General features: G+C 38.0%; 14 protein-coding genes. 4 read left to right on the top strand and 10 right to left on the bottom strand.

Annotation, left to right across the window (positions count from 1 at the left end):
* Positions 1-296 precede the first annotated feature (296 nt).
* Together BLS16_RS16125 and BLS16_RS16130 are read right to left on the bottom strand one after the other, a co-directional pair.
* Positions 297-758: a hypothetical protein gene (locus BLS16_RS16125; protein ID WP_242876326.1), complete on the bottom strand. Its 462-nt coding sequence runs from the start codon at positions 756-758 to the stop codon at positions 297-299.
* Between the two features lie 116 nt (positions 759-874).
* A complete protein-coding gene (locus tag BLS16_RS16130) occupies positions 875-1,054 on the bottom strand; it encodes a hypothetical protein (protein WP_092334698.1) in 180 nt (59 codons plus the stop codon).
* A 270-nt stretch (positions 1,055-1,324) separates the two neighbouring features.
* On the opposite strand from BLS16_RS16130, the gene BLS16_RS16135 reads away from it, so the two are divergent.
* Positions 1,325-3,910, top strand: a complete 2,586-nt coding sequence (locus tag BLS16_RS16135) for a PAS domain S-box protein (RefSeq protein ID WP_092334699.1) — start codon at positions 1,325-1,327, stop codon at positions 3,908-3,910.
* Between the two features lie 61 nt (positions 3,911-3,971).
* Here the strand turns inward: BLS16_RS16135 and BLS16_RS16140 are convergent, their stop codons facing one another.
* The 5 genes from BLS16_RS16140 to BLS16_RS16165 form a co-directional block, all read right to left on the bottom strand.
* A complete protein-coding gene (locus tag BLS16_RS16140; protein WP_092334700.1) occupies positions 3,972-4,541 on the bottom strand; it encodes a hypothetical protein in 570 nt (189 codons plus the stop codon).
* 223 nt (positions 4,542-4,764) lie between these two features.
* Positions 4,765-4,905, bottom strand: coding sequence for a hypothetical protein (locus BLS16_RS24355; protein WP_242876327.1), 141 nt, complete (start codon positions 4,903-4,905; stop codon positions 4,765-4,767).
* Between the two features lie 25 nt (positions 4,906-4,930).
* Positions 4,931-5,596, bottom strand: a complete 666-nt coding sequence (locus BLS16_RS16150; RefSeq protein WP_092334702.1) for an ATP-binding response regulator — start codon at positions 5,594-5,596, stop codon at positions 4,931-4,933.
* A 156-nt stretch (positions 5,597-5,752) separates the two neighbouring features.
* On the bottom strand, positions 5,753-7,375 hold the full coding sequence (locus BLS16_RS16160; RefSeq protein WP_092334704.1) for a GGDEF domain-containing protein: 1,623 nt from the start codon (positions 7,373-7,375) through the stop codon (positions 5,753-5,755).
* A 330-nt stretch (positions 7,376-7,705) separates the two neighbouring features.
* Positions 7,706-8,815 (bottom strand): two-component system sensor histidine kinase NtrB, encoded by a 1,110-nt coding sequence (locus tag BLS16_RS16165; protein WP_242876328.1) that lies wholly within the window; start codon positions 8,813-8,815, stop codon positions 7,706-7,708.
* 439 nt (positions 8,816-9,254) lie between these two features.
* Between BLS16_RS16165 and BLS16_RS16170 the strand changes: the two genes are divergently transcribed.
* Both BLS16_RS16170 and BLS16_RS16175 read left to right on the top strand, forming a co-directional pair.
* Positions 9,255-10,523: an ATP-binding protein gene (locus tag BLS16_RS16170; protein ID WP_092334706.1), complete on the top strand. Its 1,269-nt coding sequence runs from the start codon at positions 9,255-9,257 to the stop codon at positions 10,521-10,523.
* 391 nt (positions 10,524-10,914) lie between these two features.
* Entirely contained in the window at positions 10,915-11,640 is a 726-nt protein-coding gene (locus tag BLS16_RS16175) for a LytR/AlgR family response regulator transcription factor (protein ID WP_092334707.1), read from the top strand.
* A gap of 154 nt (positions 11,641-11,794) precedes the next feature.
* On the opposite strand, the gene BLS16_RS16180 is transcribed toward BLS16_RS16175, so the two are convergent.
* Together BLS16_RS16180 and BLS16_RS16185 are read right to left on the bottom strand one after the other, a co-directional pair.
* Positions 11,795-13,483 carry a hybrid sensor histidine kinase/response regulator gene (locus tag BLS16_RS16180; protein ID WP_092334708.1) on the bottom strand — a complete coding sequence of 563 codons (1,689 nt, stop codon included), beginning with the start codon at positions 13,481-13,483 and terminating at the stop codon, positions 11,795-11,797.
* A gap of 36 nt (positions 13,484-13,519) precedes the next feature.
* Positions 13,520-16,390 (bottom strand): CheR family methyltransferase, encoded by a 2,871-nt coding sequence (locus BLS16_RS16185; RefSeq protein ID WP_176786203.1) that lies wholly within the window; start codon positions 16,388-16,390, stop codon positions 13,520-13,522.
* A 214-nt stretch (positions 16,391-16,604) separates the two neighbouring features.
* On the opposite strand from BLS16_RS16185, the gene BLS16_RS16190 reads away from it, so the two are divergent.
* The gene (locus BLS16_RS16190) at positions 16,605-17,576 is read left to right on the top strand and encodes a DUF3231 family protein (RefSeq protein ID WP_092334710.1); all 972 of its coding nucleotides are present in this window, start codon (positions 16,605-16,607) and stop codon (positions 17,574-17,576) included.
* Between the two features lie 153 nt (positions 17,577-17,729).
* Here BLS16_RS16190 and BLS16_RS24360 read toward each other — a convergent pair whose 3' ends face one another.
* Positions 17,730-18,503: a hypothetical protein gene (locus BLS16_RS24360; RefSeq protein ID WP_242876329.1), complete on the bottom strand. Its 774-nt coding sequence runs from the start codon at positions 18,501-18,503 to the stop codon at positions 17,730-17,732.
* Between the last annotated feature and the right edge of the window lie 958 nt (positions 18,504-19,461).

The following is a 19,461-nucleotide window of genomic DNA, read 5'->3' on the forward strand; positions in this document are numbered from 1 at the left end:
AACCATTTGACATCTCTATGGTCTTTGTGGTATAGTATAAGTAAGGAATATTGTATGAATTGGTGTAAACGTGTTCGTTTCTTATTATATATTAAATGCATCTTCAAGTCTAGTAAAAGGGCAAAAATAGGGAAGTCACTCCATGCCGGAATGACTTCCCTATTTTTTTGCCCTCCTCTGCCCTCCTCTGCCCTCCTCTGCCCTCATAGCTAGGATCTTCGCGACAATGTAAAAACATCAATCAATCTAGTTCTTGCCTTATTGCCATTACATAAATAAGCTTCAGATCAGATCTGTTAAACCTTTGTTTCGTTATACAAATAATCAACTACCGGCTCAAGTGGGTCGATTATATGGTCATCTTTCACTTTGTAATTTAACTTCTTCCCAACAAGACCTGAGAGTAATAGAGCTATTTTCTTATTTATATCATTAAAGTAAGGAGGAATATCGTGTTCAACAACTTGAATGATTCCTTCGGAATTGATTTTTAACTTACAAAGTAAGTCTGCTGCATCCCACTTATCTTCATTGTAATAGTCCTTAAGAACAAAGGTCATGACTCCATCTTCTTCGAACATTTCTGCATCTACATAGCCTTCCACAGGCATGACTTCTTTCAGAATCTTCTTTAATTCTTCGAGCTTAATCGTTAACTCTTCAAAGTAACTCTCTTTTACCTTTTGGATAAAACTATTTTCTGTCATGTTTAACTCCTCATTAGATACCTTTGTCTTTTTTACATTATGGTCATTCATTCAGAATCTATACATATAATTCCCATAGAAATGGACAGATATGAATCTTTGAATATAAATAATATTTTAAAAAAGTAGGAGCTAAAATTGTCTAAGAGACATTTTAGCTCCTACTTTCATTGATTCGGTACAATAACAGTACATAATGGGGATTCCCAATCTATACCTGTGAGCATATGCCAAATCTGTCCGAGTAATTCATTTTTCGGTTGATCAACTCTAATTTTGTCAACAATCATTGATCCGCCCATATGGGCTAAGGCATTTCCCATTTTTTTGTGATAAACAGTAAACATTTCAAAAAATATCCTAGGAAAATTCCACAAATAGTAACAAAAAATTTTAACAACTTCATCCAAACTACATCTTTGCATCACTAACTACTACTAAAAGCTATGTACCTTATTATTCATCTGAGCAAATGTATAAAATAGTAAGATATTAATGCATCTTCTTGCAACCATTTGCAATTTTTTGCTATTATTTGAGTTATTTTATTTTCGACAATAAATTTTGTTTGCTTGTGGTAAGATTTGCAATGTCAGAATGTTGAAGGAGGCACTATTATGAACGAACCAAAAACCTTTACCGATAAAGTATTACATAAAATTACAACCTTCATTGTTATTACTATTTTTTTATGGTCAATAGTAGTTGCTTTTCAATCTTGGAACAGCTTACGTGCCGGCAAAGAGAAAGAACTATTGTCAGTCTCAACATTAATCCTGAATCAAGTAACCAGTAATGTTAATGATCTGACGAAAATCAAAGAAAATGAAGATTTGACACACAATCAGAAAATATTAGCAATGAATAATATACTTCAAGGGCCTATTGGCAATATTTCTATTCAATATCAGAATGCTGGAATGGGCTACTATGATATAGAGCTTAACTCTGTTATCACTTTTGCTCCTAACTTCGACCCGCTGTTACTTAAGGAAGTACCTCGTTCATATCCATACTTTAAGTCTTATGAATCGGGAAAACCTGAATTCGTGATAAATGATACGTCTGTCGGATGGTCTGGTAAGTCCATTCTATGCGTTACTCTCCCCGTGGTTTATCAAGGAAAAATCATCGGCCTTACTTGGACGAATCTTAAAATTGATGATTTATATGTACGCTCAATCTTTGAAGCGGCTAAAATAGTGGTTTGTGGCTTAATCATTTGGTTTATGGTTTTAATATATATAAGAAATAGTGTTGGTCAAACTCTAAACTTACTCAATGATTTTAGTCAACAGATAATTCAAGAAAGGCAAGACGAAGCACCATTTTCTAAAATACCTGAACTTACCCCTGTATTGGTCAAACTCCAACAATATACAAACAGTTTAAAAGAATTAAACAATCAATATAATCATTCAATTTCTTTGCTAAATACAATCATTGAAGGAATAACCGATGGTTTTTATGCTCTAGATAATCAATGGAGATTTACATATATCAATAAAGGAGCACAACAAGCCACATTTAAGCAAGAAGAATTAATCAGAAAGAATATTTGGGAGGTATATCCTCAAGCCGTAGACTCGGATGTTTACGTAAAACTACATGAGGCAAAGTCAAAAAATATCCCGATGCATTGGGAAACCAATACCATATTGACTGATAAAAGATATTCATTTAGTGCTTATCCATATCCTAACGGGATCACAGTATTCTTCAGAGATATTAAGGAGGAAAAGCATAACAAAGAAAAATTAAATCAACTTGCTGCCATTGTTGAATCTTCCAATGATGCTATTATCAGTATGGCCTTAGATGGAGTAATCATGACCTGGAATTCCGCAGCTGAAACCATGTTTGGATATAATAATGAAGAAGTAATCGGTAAAAATATCTCAATCCTAGTGCCGGAAGGATTAAAATGTGAAGAGAAAAGTTTAGATGTTACTAACTATGAAAAAGGATTTGGCAGTTTTGAAACTTTAAGAAAAACGAAACAAGGCCGGATAATTAATGTATTATTATCTGTTGCTCCTTTGATTGACGAAAAGGGTACGACCTACGGCGCTTCAACCATATTTCACGATATTACAAATCATATTAATTTAGAGAAAAAACTTAAAGAAGAGATTATGCAACGAAAACAGAGCGAAGCACATTTAAAGGCTATTTTCGATAATACCAAGTTAGGTATTGGGACAATAAACATGGAGGGCAAGATCCTTAAATGTAACCGTGCTTTTGAGGAAATGATAGGCTATACGCAAGAAGAATTATGTAATATGGACTGGATGACAGTTACCCATCCGGAAGACATACAAAAGGATCGAGATTTGACCCTTGAAGTATTTAACGGCAAGCGAGAACACTATGAATTAGAAAGACGTTACCTAAAAAAAGACGGTCGCTTTTTTTGGGGGAATCTGACTATTGTCCGTTCTGTGGAACCCCATGAGTTTGCAATTGCCTTTGTTCAGGATATTACTGAAAAAAAACTATACGAAGAGCAAATGGCTAAGTTTGATAGGCTAAATCTTATTGGTGAAATGGCAGCAGGAATCAGTCACGAGGTTAGAAACCCAATGACTGTAGTTAGAGGTTTCTTGCAAATGCTTCAAATCAAAGAAGGATGTTTAGACTATAGTGATTATTTTAAACTGATGATAGATGAATTAGATCGTGCTAATTCCATTATTACCGAATTCCTTTCGATTGGAAGAAATACACTTGTTGATTGTAAAAATGGAAATATTAATAAAATTATCGAGTCCCTCAAGCCCCTTATTGAAGCAGATGCTTACACCCAAGACAAATATCTCGATCTGGAACTATCCGAAGTTCCCAATCAATCATTAAATCATAATGAGATACGACAACTAATTCTTAACCTTTGCAGAAATGGTCTGGATTCTATGACTGCCGGTGGTACATTAAAAATCAAAACCCAACATCAAGAAAATAAAACCATACTTACAATTGAAGATGAGGGGGAAGGGATAAAACCTGATGTATTAGATAAATTAGGTACACCTTTCTTTACTACGAAAAAAAATGGAACGGGTCTTGGGTTAGGTATTTGCTACAGTATTGCAGCTCGTCATAATGCTACTATTAATATAGAAACAGGGCCCAAAGGGACAACTTTTTCTGTCGAATTTAAGGTTGACGAATTTGCCAACATGGTGAAATGTGACAAATAATTAACTAAATAATAGCAAATGACTAATCTCAGAAAAGAATTAGTCATTTCGCAATTCTATGTTAATGTAAATACTGTTGGGATTCCTTCATGTCAATTCCATTAATGTTCACTGACGATGCTTGTAAGGTATCTTCTACTGAGGTATTATTAGCAACCCGTCTTTCGTTGAAAAGTGATTGATCTCCAAAAATCACAATGGCCCAAGCGGCAACAAATCCGGTGACTGCATTGGTTAGCGCATATGATAAGGCGCTATTACTATCTTTAGGTGCAACCTTGTTATTTTCAAAGCCACTTAATAGCGCATTTGTTATTCCTCCAGTAATCGACCCAAACAGAACACCCTTTATGGGCCATTTATTTAAGCCGACCTTAGTAAGGCTCCACACCATAAATATACCATTTACTGCATTTAAACCAAAGGTCATCCAAGCACCCAACAATTGTCCATTCCATTTTCCAGCCTGCCTTTTACTCTTTACCCATACGCCTGCAGCGGTATGCCAGTAATTACGTTTTGAAATGTCCTGTTTGTAAGATGCATAATCAAACAATGATTGAACTATAAAAGCCAGTCCCCCTGCAAAAACACCTAACAACATACGATCTTTAGTTTTAGGAATTTTCATTTTTTAACCCTCCTAGTTTTTAGATTTGTTTGAGTATTAATAATTTATCTTTAGCAACACTTAATTAGTTTTTGTTAATCTTTCAATTCTCCTCCATGTAATTTATTCCACTTTGACATAACCAACTTATTTGGAGAGTTATTTGATTACAATAGTGATTTAACTTACTTGCCCTATAAAAAAACGAAAGGTGGGGATCAACCCCCACCTCAATTAATCTACACTATCCCTCATGTACTCCAAGATTCTCTTTGTAGCTATTATCACCATTTCCTAGAATAACATCTTTCCTTATCTTAGCCCATTTCTCTACAGTTAGATAAAAATCACTAATATTAATCGGCTTAGTCAGGTAATCATCCATTCCCGATTCTAGACACTTTTCTCTGTCACCCTTTAAGGCGTAAGAAGTCAAAGCAATAATGGGTGTGGATACTTTTTTGGCTCTCAAACATTCTGATAATTCCAGTTGCATTATAACCATCTAAAACAGGCATCTGAATATCCATAAGAATTATATCAAAATTATATTTTTGATAAACATCAACAGCTTCTTTTCCATTTTCCACGGGAACAAACTGCCATTTTTTTAGTTTAACAAATTTTTCTATTACCATCCTATTAATTGCATCATCCTCGACGATTAGCAGCTTTAGACCATCTTTTTTGGCAAGGTCTTCTAAAAATCTAACCTCTGTTGCTTTAGAGTTTGCCTCCTCCTCTGCACATCTATCTAAAACACAAGTGAAATAAAAGCTGCTGCCTACCCCTTCTATGCTTTCTGTCCATATTTCTCCTTGCATAAGTTCCACTAAACCTTTGCATATCGGGAGTCCTAATCCTGTCCCACCATACTGTCTGGTTATCGTACTGTCTGCCTGACTAAAGCTGTTGAAAATATCTTTAATATTTTTTTGACTTATTCCGATACCCGTATCCCTTACTACAAACTCCAAACAAACTTCATTATTTAAATCTTGCTTAATTTCTCTTAGCGTAACATCAATTCTTCCACTAGTGGTAAATTTGATTGCATTACCTATGATATTCGACATAGAAACTCTAAGTTATATTTATAAAAATATTCCTTCTCAGTAGATCGAAAAATAATAATTGAAATAAAAAGTGACAAGAGGAAGGTAAAAGTTCCGTTGATTATATTAACTAAATTGACACTTGATTGACAGAAGATTTCAATCTGATAGCTCCCTTTAGCAATAGGTTGCAGTTGCAATCGCGATCTGGTTACGTCCTCCTTTTTTGGCACAATAAAGAGCTTCATCAGCTAGTGACACAACTTTCTCTGGTGATGCTAACCCGTTCGTGTAAACGGTTACAACCCCGAGGCTAACCGTAACACACTCAGCAATGTCGGATGCAGCGTGTGGAATAGCAAGCTCTTCAACTGCTTTCCGGATTCGCTCCCCCAAAGATTTAGCCCCATTTTCGTCTGTCTCGGGCAGTATAACAACAAACTCTTCTCCTCCATATCGTGCAACAATGTCAGGCGCTCGCCCAACAATTGTTCTTAATGTAGTTCCAATCAGTCGCAAACACTCATCCCCGGCTAAATGGCCATAACTGTCATTGAATTTTTTAAAATAATCTACATCTAGCATGATCAGCGACAAAGTAGATCCAGATCGCTTCAGCCTGTAAAACTCTGTTCTGAGAGCCTCATCAAAATATCTACGATTCGCCAATCCTGTCAGACTGTCGGTAATCGAATTGTGCTGAGCGGTATTCTTCTCGATTTCAAGCTGTTGAACCAGCTTTTGTATTTGCTGCTCAGCCAGCTTGCGCTCTGTGATGTCACGAATCACGCTAATAATATGGGGTACTGTGTTAATCGTAATGATCCTGCCTGAGATCATTCCTACAAACTGACTTCCATCTTTACGTTGGAAAAGAAATTCCATGTTTTCACAAATTCTTTTATCATTCATCTCAGTTGTAAAAGTCTTTTGATCCGCAATATTATGCCAGATAATCTTTATTGTAGCAATTCCTATGACCTCTGCACGAGTGTAACCACTTAATACTGAAAATCCACTATTGACGTCAACAAATAAGCCATCATTCAATTGAGTTATCAATTCGGCATCTGGACTTGTGTTAAAGACCAATTGCAATTTTTCTTTTTCTACTTGATTTTCAATATTTAGCCTCTGATTTACCATGATAATCAACCCAAATGTCCATAAAGCACTTGTGATGATTGGAACAATAAATCCAATTATAAGAATCGGCGCTTGGTCAATATATGAGCGCATAGGAGGTAAGATAATTGCCAAAAAGGTACGTAATGTTGAAAAACATCCATATACGAGAAAAACAGTGGCGGTAAAGTTAGCTGAGCAAGAGATAAGCCTGTCTTTTTTGAAAAAAAGCTGGAATGCAGTCATAAATGAAATAATAGCTATCGTAGCTTGTACGACAACTGTACGTGCAGAAATATCATTATTGAAATACATATAATAATAATAGGAAAGAGTGGAAACTAAAAAAATTGAAATTGGTATCCATTGATTCAATTTCTTATTAAGGAACTGGAGAATGCCGATGTATAAGAAGATATGCCCTAAAACCACCAGTGGGTTAGCGATCCTGGCAAGCATTTCGAGGGATTTTACGGTTAACAGGGGCATAAAGATAAACCCCAGTGCCATTAAACTAGAACCCAGTAGCCACCATCCAATCCCACTGTAGGATTTATTCACCCTATATTGGAGAAAAAGAGCGATAACCTGGGTGACCAATGTAAAACTGAGGATAAAAGCAAGAGTTAAAATGTCAAGTTTTATAAATACCCCTCCTTTCAAGGGTCTTGACATTATTCTACTCCAACAGCCAAAATCCTTTAATTAACAACAAATCTTCCATCCTCTTCAAGCGTTATTAGGAATTGATTTATTCCGAAAACCGACCCCAGTTTTATAATGAATATTGACCATCGTAGAATAAAAGATATCCCTTCTCAGGTGTAATTTGAGAAAGGAAAATTGGGAGGATCAATCACTTGTAACAGTTAAATTAACTCTAGGCTTTAAGGGGTGATTTTACCTCTTCTATTGTGTTTATAAAGGTTATGGGTGATTTTTGGAAAGCTTTTATCAGGACGATGATTTTTGGAACTATTGACATGAGTTGAGAACCTGTTTTCATCACTCATCTGGAATAGGGAAAAGTGTACAGATAGTTGTCCCACTGGGACTAGAGAATATATTTAGCTTGGCTTTATGAGATTCTGCAATTCTAAAGCAAGTTGGTAGACCCAACCCAGTCCCACTGTCTTTAGTTGTATAGAAGGGGATTCCTAATTTCTTAAGGTTTTCTGGTTGAATGCCAGACCCCTCATCTGTAATTGAAAGCACTACCGTACTGTCCTCTACATAAGTTTTAATAATTAGAGAACCACCCATTCCCATTGCTTCAAGTCCATTGCGTGTTAAATTCAGTAACAGTTGGCAGATTTCTTTTCTGTCAAGATCTAAATTGGGAATTTCACCCGGAATAAAACGGATTTTTTTGTTTTGCGTAAAGGTATCTGCCTCTAAAAGTGGGTATAAATTAGTAACAATGTCGTTAAGATTTTGGGATTTAAATTCAGCAGGTTTAGTTTGAGCCAGCGCAAGAAATTCTGAAATAATAAAGTTTGCACGATCCAGCTCCGAAATCATCAGGGTAAAGACATCCTTCTGGTCTGCATAATTGGGTTTTGCAGATATAAGTTGAAGATAACCCCTAACTGTCGTCAACGGATTCCTTATTTCGTGCGCTATACCAGCAGCCAACTGACCTACCAAGTTTAAACGTTCGAGATTAGCCATCTCTTTTTGAATACGCTTTTGCTCAGTAACGTCAATAATCCCCGTTATATGACAATGCTCTCCGTCCAAAAGGTTTTCTTCTGCTGACTTACGACTTGTAATATCACGGAAATAACAAGTTAGGCCATTGTCTGTAGGGCAAGCACTTATTTCAAACCATTTATTGCCTAGAGCTTCAGAGATGATTTCAAAAGTTATTGGGCAGTTTTCGGAAATTACTTTATTAAAGTTCAATAGGATGGTTTCATTAGCCTTAAATACTTGAGTTATTTTTTTGCCCAATACCTCATCCCGTGATTTACTAAAAGCAACTTCAGTTGCGCGGTTTACATAAGTGAATTGAAAGTCTCTATCCAAGGCATAAAAACCATCTGTCATACTTTCGAGAATTGAAATCGTCTCTTCTTGAGCCTTAATTAATTTCTCACTTGCTAATTTTTGCACGGTAATATTCTTGTAAGATAACACTATCCATATTGAAACGCAACAGAAAAATAAGACCACTATAACATTGGTTATAAAGTCATAGTGCGTAATAATTACCTCCTTGTAACATTTAGAATTATGTTCATCGTACCTCCATTTTCAGAAAGTGAAGGCAGTGAACAAGCTAATTTTATATCTATTTTGTATTCCTAGTGGGGTCTAGAAATTTAATGCCATTTGTGACAAATACTATTTTATATCTGGATTCATTAAAATTATTGCAATAAATAGATTAAATAAATTGCCACCCGCATGAAACGGGTGTTTTTTGTTATGAAATGTAATTTAAGACGGTTTTAGGTATTTTTTTTGTAACGGTTTTTAGTATAATGGAACAAATATTGGAAGGTAAATCTGTGACAGGATTAAAATCGGAAGACGAATAGGAGTTAGCAATATGATGGATTATATAAGATCGGTTCTATCTCTTATTTTCGCAATCAGCGTGATGTATATGCTTTTGGATTGTGAGATAAAGCACAAAAAGGATCGCTTTCTGCTGGGGCTTTATGCAGTTGTCGTGCTAGTTTGTGATGGGTTTGTTTTGCTCAATTTAGGGTATTCGCAGTTTATGAAACTATACCCCCTTCTTGTCCACCTTCCGGTATTTTTAGCATTTGTGTTTATCTCGAAATTCAAAGCAATCAAGGTATTCTTTATTCTTTTGACACTCATTGCAATAAGCACGTCATTCTCCTTGGTAGGACTTATTATTTCATCCTTTTTTGGCTCCAGCAGAGAAATCGTGAACATTGTTTGCTATATCCTGTATCTGCCCACAGGATTTATTATTTACAAGTATATCCGTCCGCCTTTCCTTTATATGATGCACAACACAGATAAAGGCTGGCTAGGCTTTTGTGTTATACCGCTTTCATACTCTTTGCTTATTTATTCTATTGCAAGATATGATTTGGACAATGTTATCATTCGGCCAATTTTAAAGGATGCTGTGCTGCTCTTTATTTTGACTCTTTCAGCCTATTTTCTGATTCTGCAATTTTTTAAACAAACCAGAGAACAGATTACCCTGCAAAATGAACAGAATTTATTAATGACTCAGGTAGCCGCAGCACAGACTCATTTTGAAGCATTGGAAGAATCACAAGAAAAGACAATGCTGTATCGCCACGATATGCGACACCACTTGAATCTGATCAATTCCTATCTCGTAGACAACAACAAGGAGGCGGCACAAAAATATATTACAGAGGTCGAAAAAACGATTGAGGGTGTTGTGGTTGAAAAATATTGCATGAATTATACGGTTAATTTGATTCTATCTTCTTATATTGCGAAGGCCAAGAATGAACAAATTTCTGTTGAAACTCAGATCAATCTCCCGGAGAAAAACGTCGTATCTGATATGGATCTTTGTGTTATTTTTGCTAATGCCCTTGAAAATGCCATTAGTGCCTGTAAGGGCATTTATGGCGCAAATGACAGAATCATAAAAATCGTCTCCAAAGTCAACAATAATAAGCTCTATATACAAATCACCAACAGCTTTGATGGCACGATCATATTTGTTGACGACATTCCGATAAGCACGGATATGAATCATGGCTTTGGCACAAAAAGTATCGCAGCGATAGCACATAAATACGGCGGGATGTATTCCTTCACAGCCGAAGACAGAATCTTTAAGACAAGCATTATTCTGTAGTAGCGTACTATTGCAGAGTAATCGCTTATAAAATTGTCCCTAAAACAAAGACTAGACCCGGAAGAAATTTCTCTCCTAGGTCTAGTCTTTGTTTCAGCATGGATTAACTTTGTCGATTATGTGAGGGCCGAATCTATCAGTAGCAGTGGAATAATTCTGCCGAGCAGAAATCAATTGAAGGAAATCAAATTAAGTTTTACAAAATGTCACATATTTTATTTTGATGCTATAATTAGGGGATCTATATTATGCTAATCTAACCCGTAATTTAGGTTGAAAGGACTCGTATTCCATTCAAGAGATAGAAGGGTACAACAAAAAAGCCTTCATTTAAGAAGGACAATCTTTGCTTTTGTCCCTTTGAGCACAGCGAAAGGAATGGCACTTTTTTATGCTACATATTGCTATATGTGATGATAATAACAATGAATTAATACAGATAAACCAAATCGTAGAGGAGTTTAGAGCTTCTCACAGCTCTAAATACAACATTAAATGCGACACCTTTTCTAGCAGCTTAGATTTGCTTGTGGCAACAGAAAATCGTAAAAGCTACGATCTCTTAATTTTAGACGTTGTGATGCCTTTGATGACCGGTATTGAGGTTGCAACAGAGATTAGACAGAAAAGCAACCTATCCAAAATAATATTTTTAACCTTGTCACGCGAGTTTGCTGTAGATTCTTACAAGGTAGATGCTTTTTATTATCTTCTAAAGCCAATCAACAAAGAAGAGCTTATGCCCATTTTAGAAAAGGCTTGTGCTGATATTGCGGATGAAAAAGAAAATGGAATCCTTGTAAAATGTAAAACCTGTTTAACTAAAATTTTATTACATAACCTAGAATATACCGAGGTTTTAGGGCGAACATTATTCTTTCACTTAACAACTGGTGAGGTTTTGGAAAGCTATGGTACTATGAGCCAGCTTGAGAACGACCTGCTTAGGGATAAGCGGTTTATTAAGCCCCACCGCTCTTACATTGTGAATATGGACTGTATTCACCGTATTACGGATAAAGACATCATCACCTTTTCAAATAAGCCTATTCCAATCTCCAGAGAGCTCTATAAGACTATTAAACAGGCATATATTGATTATTCCTTTGAAGGATGAGAAAAACTGACGTCAAAAACTGTGCCTTTAAATCAAATGGTGCATCGATGCACCATTTGGTCCCACCCTTGGCGGATTACCCAAAGTCCGAGTTGGGCTTTAAGACGGAAAAATCCTTTGGAATATCGATAAATGCCGACCAGAGCGCTAAGGATTATACGGAGTCCATAACAGTATTCCTAAGGACTCTGCTAAGTTCCTCCAGGCAGAAAGGCTTAGGTAATGCAGCTTTGAATCCATACTTTTTAAAATCAGTCATAATGGCGTCGTTACAGTAGCCACTGGAGGTTATGGCCTTGACCTGGGGATTGATTTTAATGATCTCCTCCAGGGCCTGTCTGCCACCTGCTCCACCGGGCACGGTTAAATCGAAAATAACAGCATCATAAGGCTCGCCCCTCTCACTGGCTTCCCTGTAAAGAAGGATGGCCTCCTCTCCATCTACAGCAAAGGCAGGTTCACAACCCAACTGGGTCAGCATTCCGCCAATAACTTCTCGTATGGAAGCTTGATCATCCATAACCAAAATTTTTCCTTGCCCGAAAAAAAACGGTTCTATAGCCATCTTCTCTGACAGAGCCGTTCCCGGTATGGCTGGAAGGTAGACAGATACAGCTGTCCCTTGACCTAGTTCGGACTCAACCTTAATGTGACCATTGTGCCGCTTGACTATGGAATAAGAAGTAGCTAGTCCTAACCCGTTACCTTGAGCCTTTGTCGTAAAATAAGGATCAAAAATCTTGTTCACCTGGTCTTTATGGATGCCAACGCCGTGATCTTCCACAGTTATCTTTAGATAGGGGCCTACGTTTAATGGCAGTCCCTCTTCCTCTGTCAAGTATTTATTCTCACACCTCAAAGACACCGTCCCCCCATTAGGCATGGCCTGCTGGGCATTGATGACCAGATTATTCACCACCTGTCTGATATGTCCGCCATCAACCTCAACCATCCATAAATCATCGGACAATTCAAGTTCATGACGCACATTGGAACCCCTCATAGCAAAAATGACGGTATCATTAAGTAGTGGCACAATGGATATCACCTCTTTAAGGGGCTTCCCCCCCTTGGCAAAGGTCAACAACTGCAAGGTTAAATCCGTGGACTGCCGACAGGCTTTTTCTGCCTCTTCCAATAGATCCAGGTTTTTTTCCTGCTTCAAACTCCGCATTTTAAATAATGAGATGTTACCTAATATTACCGTCAGTAGATTGTTAAAATCGTGGGCTATGCCCCCAGCCAAAATCCCCAAAGACTCCATCCGTTGGTAACTAAATTTATCTTCCTCATTCTTCTTTCGTTCGGTAATATCTTTGACCGCAAGAAAGCAGAGAGTGTTTTTTTCTTCGTTTTCTTGCTCTTTTTCTGCTATACCTTCAACTAAAGCACAAAAAACTGTCCCGTCATTCTTCCTGAGGTTCAGCTCACATTCCTGCTTTGTCTTAATTTGCATTTGCCACAGTGACTTGCAGTAAAGAGAAAAAATTTGCTGGTGTTCAGCTACCACAAAGCTGGTAAAGTCCTTACCCAATAACTGATCTTTCTCCACTTCGAATAAAGCTGCCCCAGTTCGGTTTACTTCCAGGATCAGGCCATTGATCCCACAGGTAAAGAAACCCACTGGGGCAAAATCATATAATTTCCTATATTTGTCCCTGGATAATTCATTCTCCAGACCAACACGCTGCAATTCTTCATTTTGCATTGATAATTCGATTTGATGAACCTCCAGCTCCATCTTCTCCCTTAAACCATCTGCCGAAGTATTCTCTATAGCTCTGTTCTTTTGGTTTCTCAGTGCTTCTGCTTCTGCTTCTTGGCGTAATTTTACACCATCCATGCAATCACCACCCCCCTTATCTAAAACATCACTAAATTAATTCTCCGTCTTAAAGATGACTAGGATTAAATCTGCAGATGGCTTTTTGCTGTTAATCCGGTGGGCATCGAGGTATATTTTTTTATAGCCGACGCCTGGGAATTCATAATCCACAAGGAAGCTTCGAAAAGATATCCCTTCGGTAATAATAGTAGTGATTTTTTCCTCTAACTCGCGAGTATTCCAGCGGCCTTTGCTAAGTTGTGATAGCATCGTGCCTTCAGTTTCTAAAGGGGTCACCTGGAAAACCCGGTAAAAATCCAAGTTCGCTGTTAGCACCTTAAAATCACCGTCCAGCACAAGAAGGGGGAAGCCAATGGCCTCAATGATACTAAAGGCATAATCACGTCTGTCCCTAAGCTCAGTATTTAATACATTTAGTGCCTTAAGTTTACTGATATTAACAAAAGAAACTACGACACCGGCCACCGTGTTTTCGGAAGTTCGATAGGGTGTTAACCGCATCAGGTACCATACCCCATCTAGGGTTTCTACCTCCTTCTCAATCTGGCCATATGTCTCCAAAATCCTCTGGGCTTCGCAGACAATATCCGTCTTGCGGAGCTTTGTTACAAGGTGGGCCAGAGGACGACCAACATCTGAAGGAATGATGTTAACAAGCCTGGGGACTAAAGGAGTATACCGCATAATGTTCAAATCGCTATCCAGAAATATAAAGGCAATTTCTGTGCTGTTTAAAAGATTCGTCATATCATCATTGGAGTGGGCCAGTTCATTCAGTTTAGTTTGCAGTTCATTGTTAACGGTTACGACTTCCTCGTAGAGGGACTGCATTTCTTCTCGGGAAGTCTCCATCTCTTCATTTGAACTCTGTAATTCCTCATTAGCGGAGTGTAGTTCTTCGTTGGCCGCCGCTGTCTCCATGTAGGATAATTCAATCTCTTCGATGGTTCTGAATAGTTGAACTTTTGTACTCTTCAGCTCATTCTCCAGTTCGTCGATCCGCGTTACAGCATTGGACGAGCTGTCACCGATGTTGCTTAGCGGAGTATCAACGGGTAATGCATTAACTTCCTCAAAGATCACCAGGATCAAACCCTGTAATGTTCCGGGTTCCTCAATCGGCCTAACACCAAAATTAAGCGTGACTTGTTCGTCATTGATGATCACCCTCACGCCTTCAATCGTAATATCTTCTTTTGTTTTAGCGGCCTGACGAAGTACTGCCCTTAAACTATACCGCATTTCCTCCTTAACCATGGTTGCGATGTTTAAGCTAACTTCTCCTGTAGCTAGTTCAAAATATTTTCTACTACGTCCATTGATATAAATGATATCCCCCTTTTCATTAACGATAAAACAGGGCGGAGTATAGTTTTCTAACAACATTTTCTCTATAGAATTAATCATTCCTGATTTTTCTGATCCGACGATGCTTGTAAAATCCGCCCTTGCTTTGGCTGCCGTGATTATTGATGAATTGGGAAGAAAATTTGCCCAGAGTTTGGAAATGACATCCCGGCGTTTATATAACTTCCATTTGCTATTTAACACAGTATATAGGTTCGTGTTGCTTCCAAAGGATTCGGAAGGACCTAAAAAGAGTATTCCATTGGGTAGGAGGCTAAAATGAAAAAGATTGGAAAGCCTTTTTTGCAAGGAATTTTCAAAGTATATTAAAAGGTTTCGGCAGCTGATCATATCCACCTTAATAAAAGGCGGGTCTTTAATAAGATCATGGGAAGCAAAAATTATGGTTTCCCGGATTTCCTTCGAAATCCGATATCGATTTTCTTCTAGCTTAAAAAAGCGTTTTAAGCGCTCAGGGCGTATATCCTCCGCGATCCTTAAGGGATATAAGCCAGTCCTTGCTGTTAAAACAGCGTCTTCGTCAATGTCTGTAGCGAATATCTGTAACGTCATATTCTTTCGGGCTTTGTTCATGCATTCCTGAATTATGATTGCCAGGGAGTAAACTTCTTCCCCGCTGGAACACCCGGGGATCCATATTCGCAAGTTATATCCCTCCGGTTTATCCGCCAGCAAATCAGGAATCACTTGATTCTCCAAAACCTCGAAGGCTTCAGAGTCACGGAAAAAACGGGTTACGTTAATAAGTATCGCTTTGAAAAGAGTTTCCACTTCGGCAGCGTTTCGCTGCAAATAGCGAACATACTCCTCAATATCTTGAATATGGCAGACGCGCATCCTGCTTTCTATGCGCCGGTAAATAGTCCCTTTTTTGTAAAGGGAAAAATCGTGGCTGTTGTGCATTTGGATAATGAAAAGCACTCTCTTTAGTATTTCTGAGTTCTTACTCAATTTTTCGTTCATACTCCGGGAAGCTCTTCGTTGCAACCACTTGTTATGCACAAGGAGCTGATCACTCATTTTCTCAATAGGCAAAATGAAATCTGCCAATTCCAAGACCGAGGAACTGCCAGCGGAATCAGCACACGCTAAGCCCCCGTCCTCAACCATGACCATACCAAACTGTGCTTTAATTTCTTTTGAGCCCAGCGCGCCATCATGACTTATGCCTGAAAGAATAATACTTATGGCATTTTCACCTTGGTCATAGGCCAGGGTGCTAAAAAAATAATCTAAAGGTTTGCGAGGATTAGAAAGGGGTTCCCGTAAATAAAAATTACCCCGTACAATTCCGGTATCTTTATCTCTCGGGCAGATGAACACATGGTTGGGCATTATCTTCATATCGTCTTTCACAGCTAAAACAGGCATAGATATGTATTCCTGCAGAATCTGAACCGTCATTTCGTGACGGCCGACAATAACAAAGGCCATCCCACAGTCGTCTGGCATATTTTTGAAAAAAGCTTTAAACGCCTTTCCCCCAACATCCGAGACTCCGATGCCCACAACTGGAAAACTATCGTTCAAGCTCATGTGATTTTGCACAAATTAACCTCTGTTCGTTCCGTATTTTAATATCTATATATATTGGACATTATTTGGGTTTCACCTCTATTTTTCTTTAATTATCTTAAACACTCAAAATTCCAAATAAGTTGTCGCCTCCGGTGCCCCAAACCTTTCTCTGATCGCATAAAAACACCTTGCCCAACGGATACTAAAAGAATCTTATAATGAGGTGATTGTTTTGTTTTCTTTCTTTAAAAAACTATCGGGTGTAGAAGTTATTGATATTATAGGAGCCTTCAATTTATGGAACGCCTTAAGAGCACGTTATGGAAGTATAGAAACCCTTCAGATGTATAGAAACTTTATCCATGACCGTGATTTTGATCTTATGCTTAGTCGCTTCTTAAGTACCTTTATGAAGGAATCAAAGTTATTGGAAGAGAAAGCAACCCACTATTCTGTAACCTTGCCCAAGAGACCCGCAGTGGATATCCGGATTGACAAAAAGCTTGATGAGCTTACAGATAGATATATTTACAGGAGAATCTATGAAGACCTAGTTACTCAAATGGTTGTCCTTGGTCGGTGCTATAGAACTACTACAAGTAATGATCAACTCCGTGAACTTTTCAAACATGCCCTTTTAGGCCACGCCTATCAATTTCAAGTACTCTATAAATTTGGTAAGTTAAAGAGCTGGGAGGACAATCCTCCGGCTTATAAGCCCTCCAAGCCCATTAAAACTGAGGATTTATCAATCAGTGAAGCTTTCCATCTCTGGGACCATTTAAACTTAAGATATGATCATCTGCAATTAGTCATGTTCTCCATTAGTTTTGCCCATGACACAAGCTTTATTGCTGTCTTAGATATGGGCTTAATAATTATCAAAAAGCAAATCGAGAAACTTGAGGAACTGTGTCTAAACTATAGTGTTCAAGTACCTGAAAGGCCACCCGCTGAAATGGTGCAGCGCATAGATCCGGAAGCAATGGAAGATCAATTTATGTATAGAATTCTTCTCACAAGCCTTCAGAACTCTATTGACCTACACATGAGGGCAGTAATGGAGACGGTAAGAAATGATAGTCTGCGCAAAACATTCATCGATTTATTTAAGGATGAAATGAGTTCCTATGATAAATTTCTAAAATACGGTAAAGCGAAAGGCTGGACAAAGACACCACCCATGTATGGAGCATTAGTATAGACGAAAGTCACAATGATCACCTTTCTATATGTTCATTTTTAGAATTTAGAAGGCAAAAGAAACGGGCATTGGCAAAAAGCAAGAAGAAAATTAAAGAAAACATGGTTTGTGCCAGGCGCACAAACCATGTTTCACTTATACTGCGGATTTTATCTAGGCGACTTGTGTGATAACTAGATGAGCCGAAACTGGCCTTGTTCCTCCGGCGATAGTGGTAATGGTTAGCGCTGTTGCATTGCCGGCAGGGTTTCGGACAGTGAGCACTGAATCGGCGACTGTTGTAGTCACATAAGCCATTCCCACTATTTGAGAAGTACCTGTTGCCCGCCCGACTACCGTATATGCCAAGTCGGCTCCATTGAGAGTTAAAATCAACTGGCCCGCCTCGCTCACACTTACCTGAAACAAAACCTGATAAGTGCCAATTGCAGACAAGTTAAATTCAGTATCACTAGTTCTGGTAATAGTCGTTGCGCTGGTAGGTCCGTCTTGAGGAAAGCTTACGTCAGTACCGGGAGCAACTGTTGCTGCATTATCAGGAGGCATCAGGGCAAAAAAGTCGGCATAGTTTAATACTGTCGGTAACGTCTCTTCAAGTTCGGCCGGTAAGACTCGATGGGCTGCCACCAAATTCCCTGCTGTATCCTTCCCCCAAGCCGATATTGCTATTTCCGGCGAGCTGGTGGTAAATTGAAATTCAAAAGCATCAAAATCGGCAAAATATATTCTTTCCACCGCTTCACCGGGCAACAAATTAATTTGTTCTAATACATAGAGCACTTTTATTGCCCCCATAACGAAGCTGCCTTCAGTCATCACTGATTCTGTTGTGGTTCCATCATTTGTAATTCTCACTACAACGGTTACGGTCGGTCTGACGCCTAGCACAGCTGTGTTTTCGATCAAACCAGTTGTTAATTCAGCCATTAATTTTATCCCTCCACATCGTTTAGTATCAATTGATTATGAAAATCAACATTCTTGTAAATCGTTCTTAATACAATATATGGAATATACCAGTACAAGTTAACTAAATAAGGATCACTTTTCAAATATTTTTGTACTGATGAAAGTGACTATCGCGAAATCAAACTGCTTGATGTATAAAGAACTCAAAGTTAGCTGTAACACATACAGAAACAAGGCTGGAAACCTCATGCTTCCAGCCTTCAATCTTCTCAAATGCAATTATTAATTGTACTAGGACTATGAATTTTCGTGGGAGAGCTACAATATCCAGTTTTCGTAAATTGAGTTTAGTGTTCTCTGATCCTTCATTAATCATTTTAGCATAGCTATGATATTGGAATAAGTATTGTTAACAGCTGGGATATTTACGAGTTCATTGCTAAACATGATTATGAACTGAGTAATATTTTGTGCGCAATAAATTGCAACAATATTTCTATATGTTAGTATTTTTACATGGTATAATAAAAAAACTTAGCACACTTGTCTAAATTTCGATAAGTTTTGTCTAAGGTAATTTTTACGATGACCCTAAACTGCCGAAATATAAAAAGTATAAGCAGCACTCATTGAGATTAAATAATGCTTATATGGAGAGGACATGTCTTGAATATTTATTCTTTGATAGTCGTTCTGGAACTGTTAAGTATTAATACGTACACGACCTATACATGCTCAAAAAAGAGAAATTCAAAATTCGTTTCCTTTTTTTCAGTATGTATTGTTACAGTCGCGTTTTCTGCACTATTGTTACCTTTTTTACCCAAAATACCCCATTATGGGAATGGTAACGGTAATGGCCTTTTTATGATATTCGGCTTTTTCTTACGAAAATACTCTCACTTTGGGTTCTGAGGCCAAGATCGAGTATCTCAGCGTAAAGTCTCAACTACAATAGGATGCCCGAGAGCCATTT

Origin of the sequence: Desulfosporosinus hippei DSM 8344, from assembly GCF_900100785.1 — a bacterium.
GTDB classification, from domain to species: Bacteria; Bacillota; Desulfitobacteriia; order Desulfitobacteriales; family Desulfitobacteriaceae; genus Desulfosporosinus; species Desulfosporosinus hippei.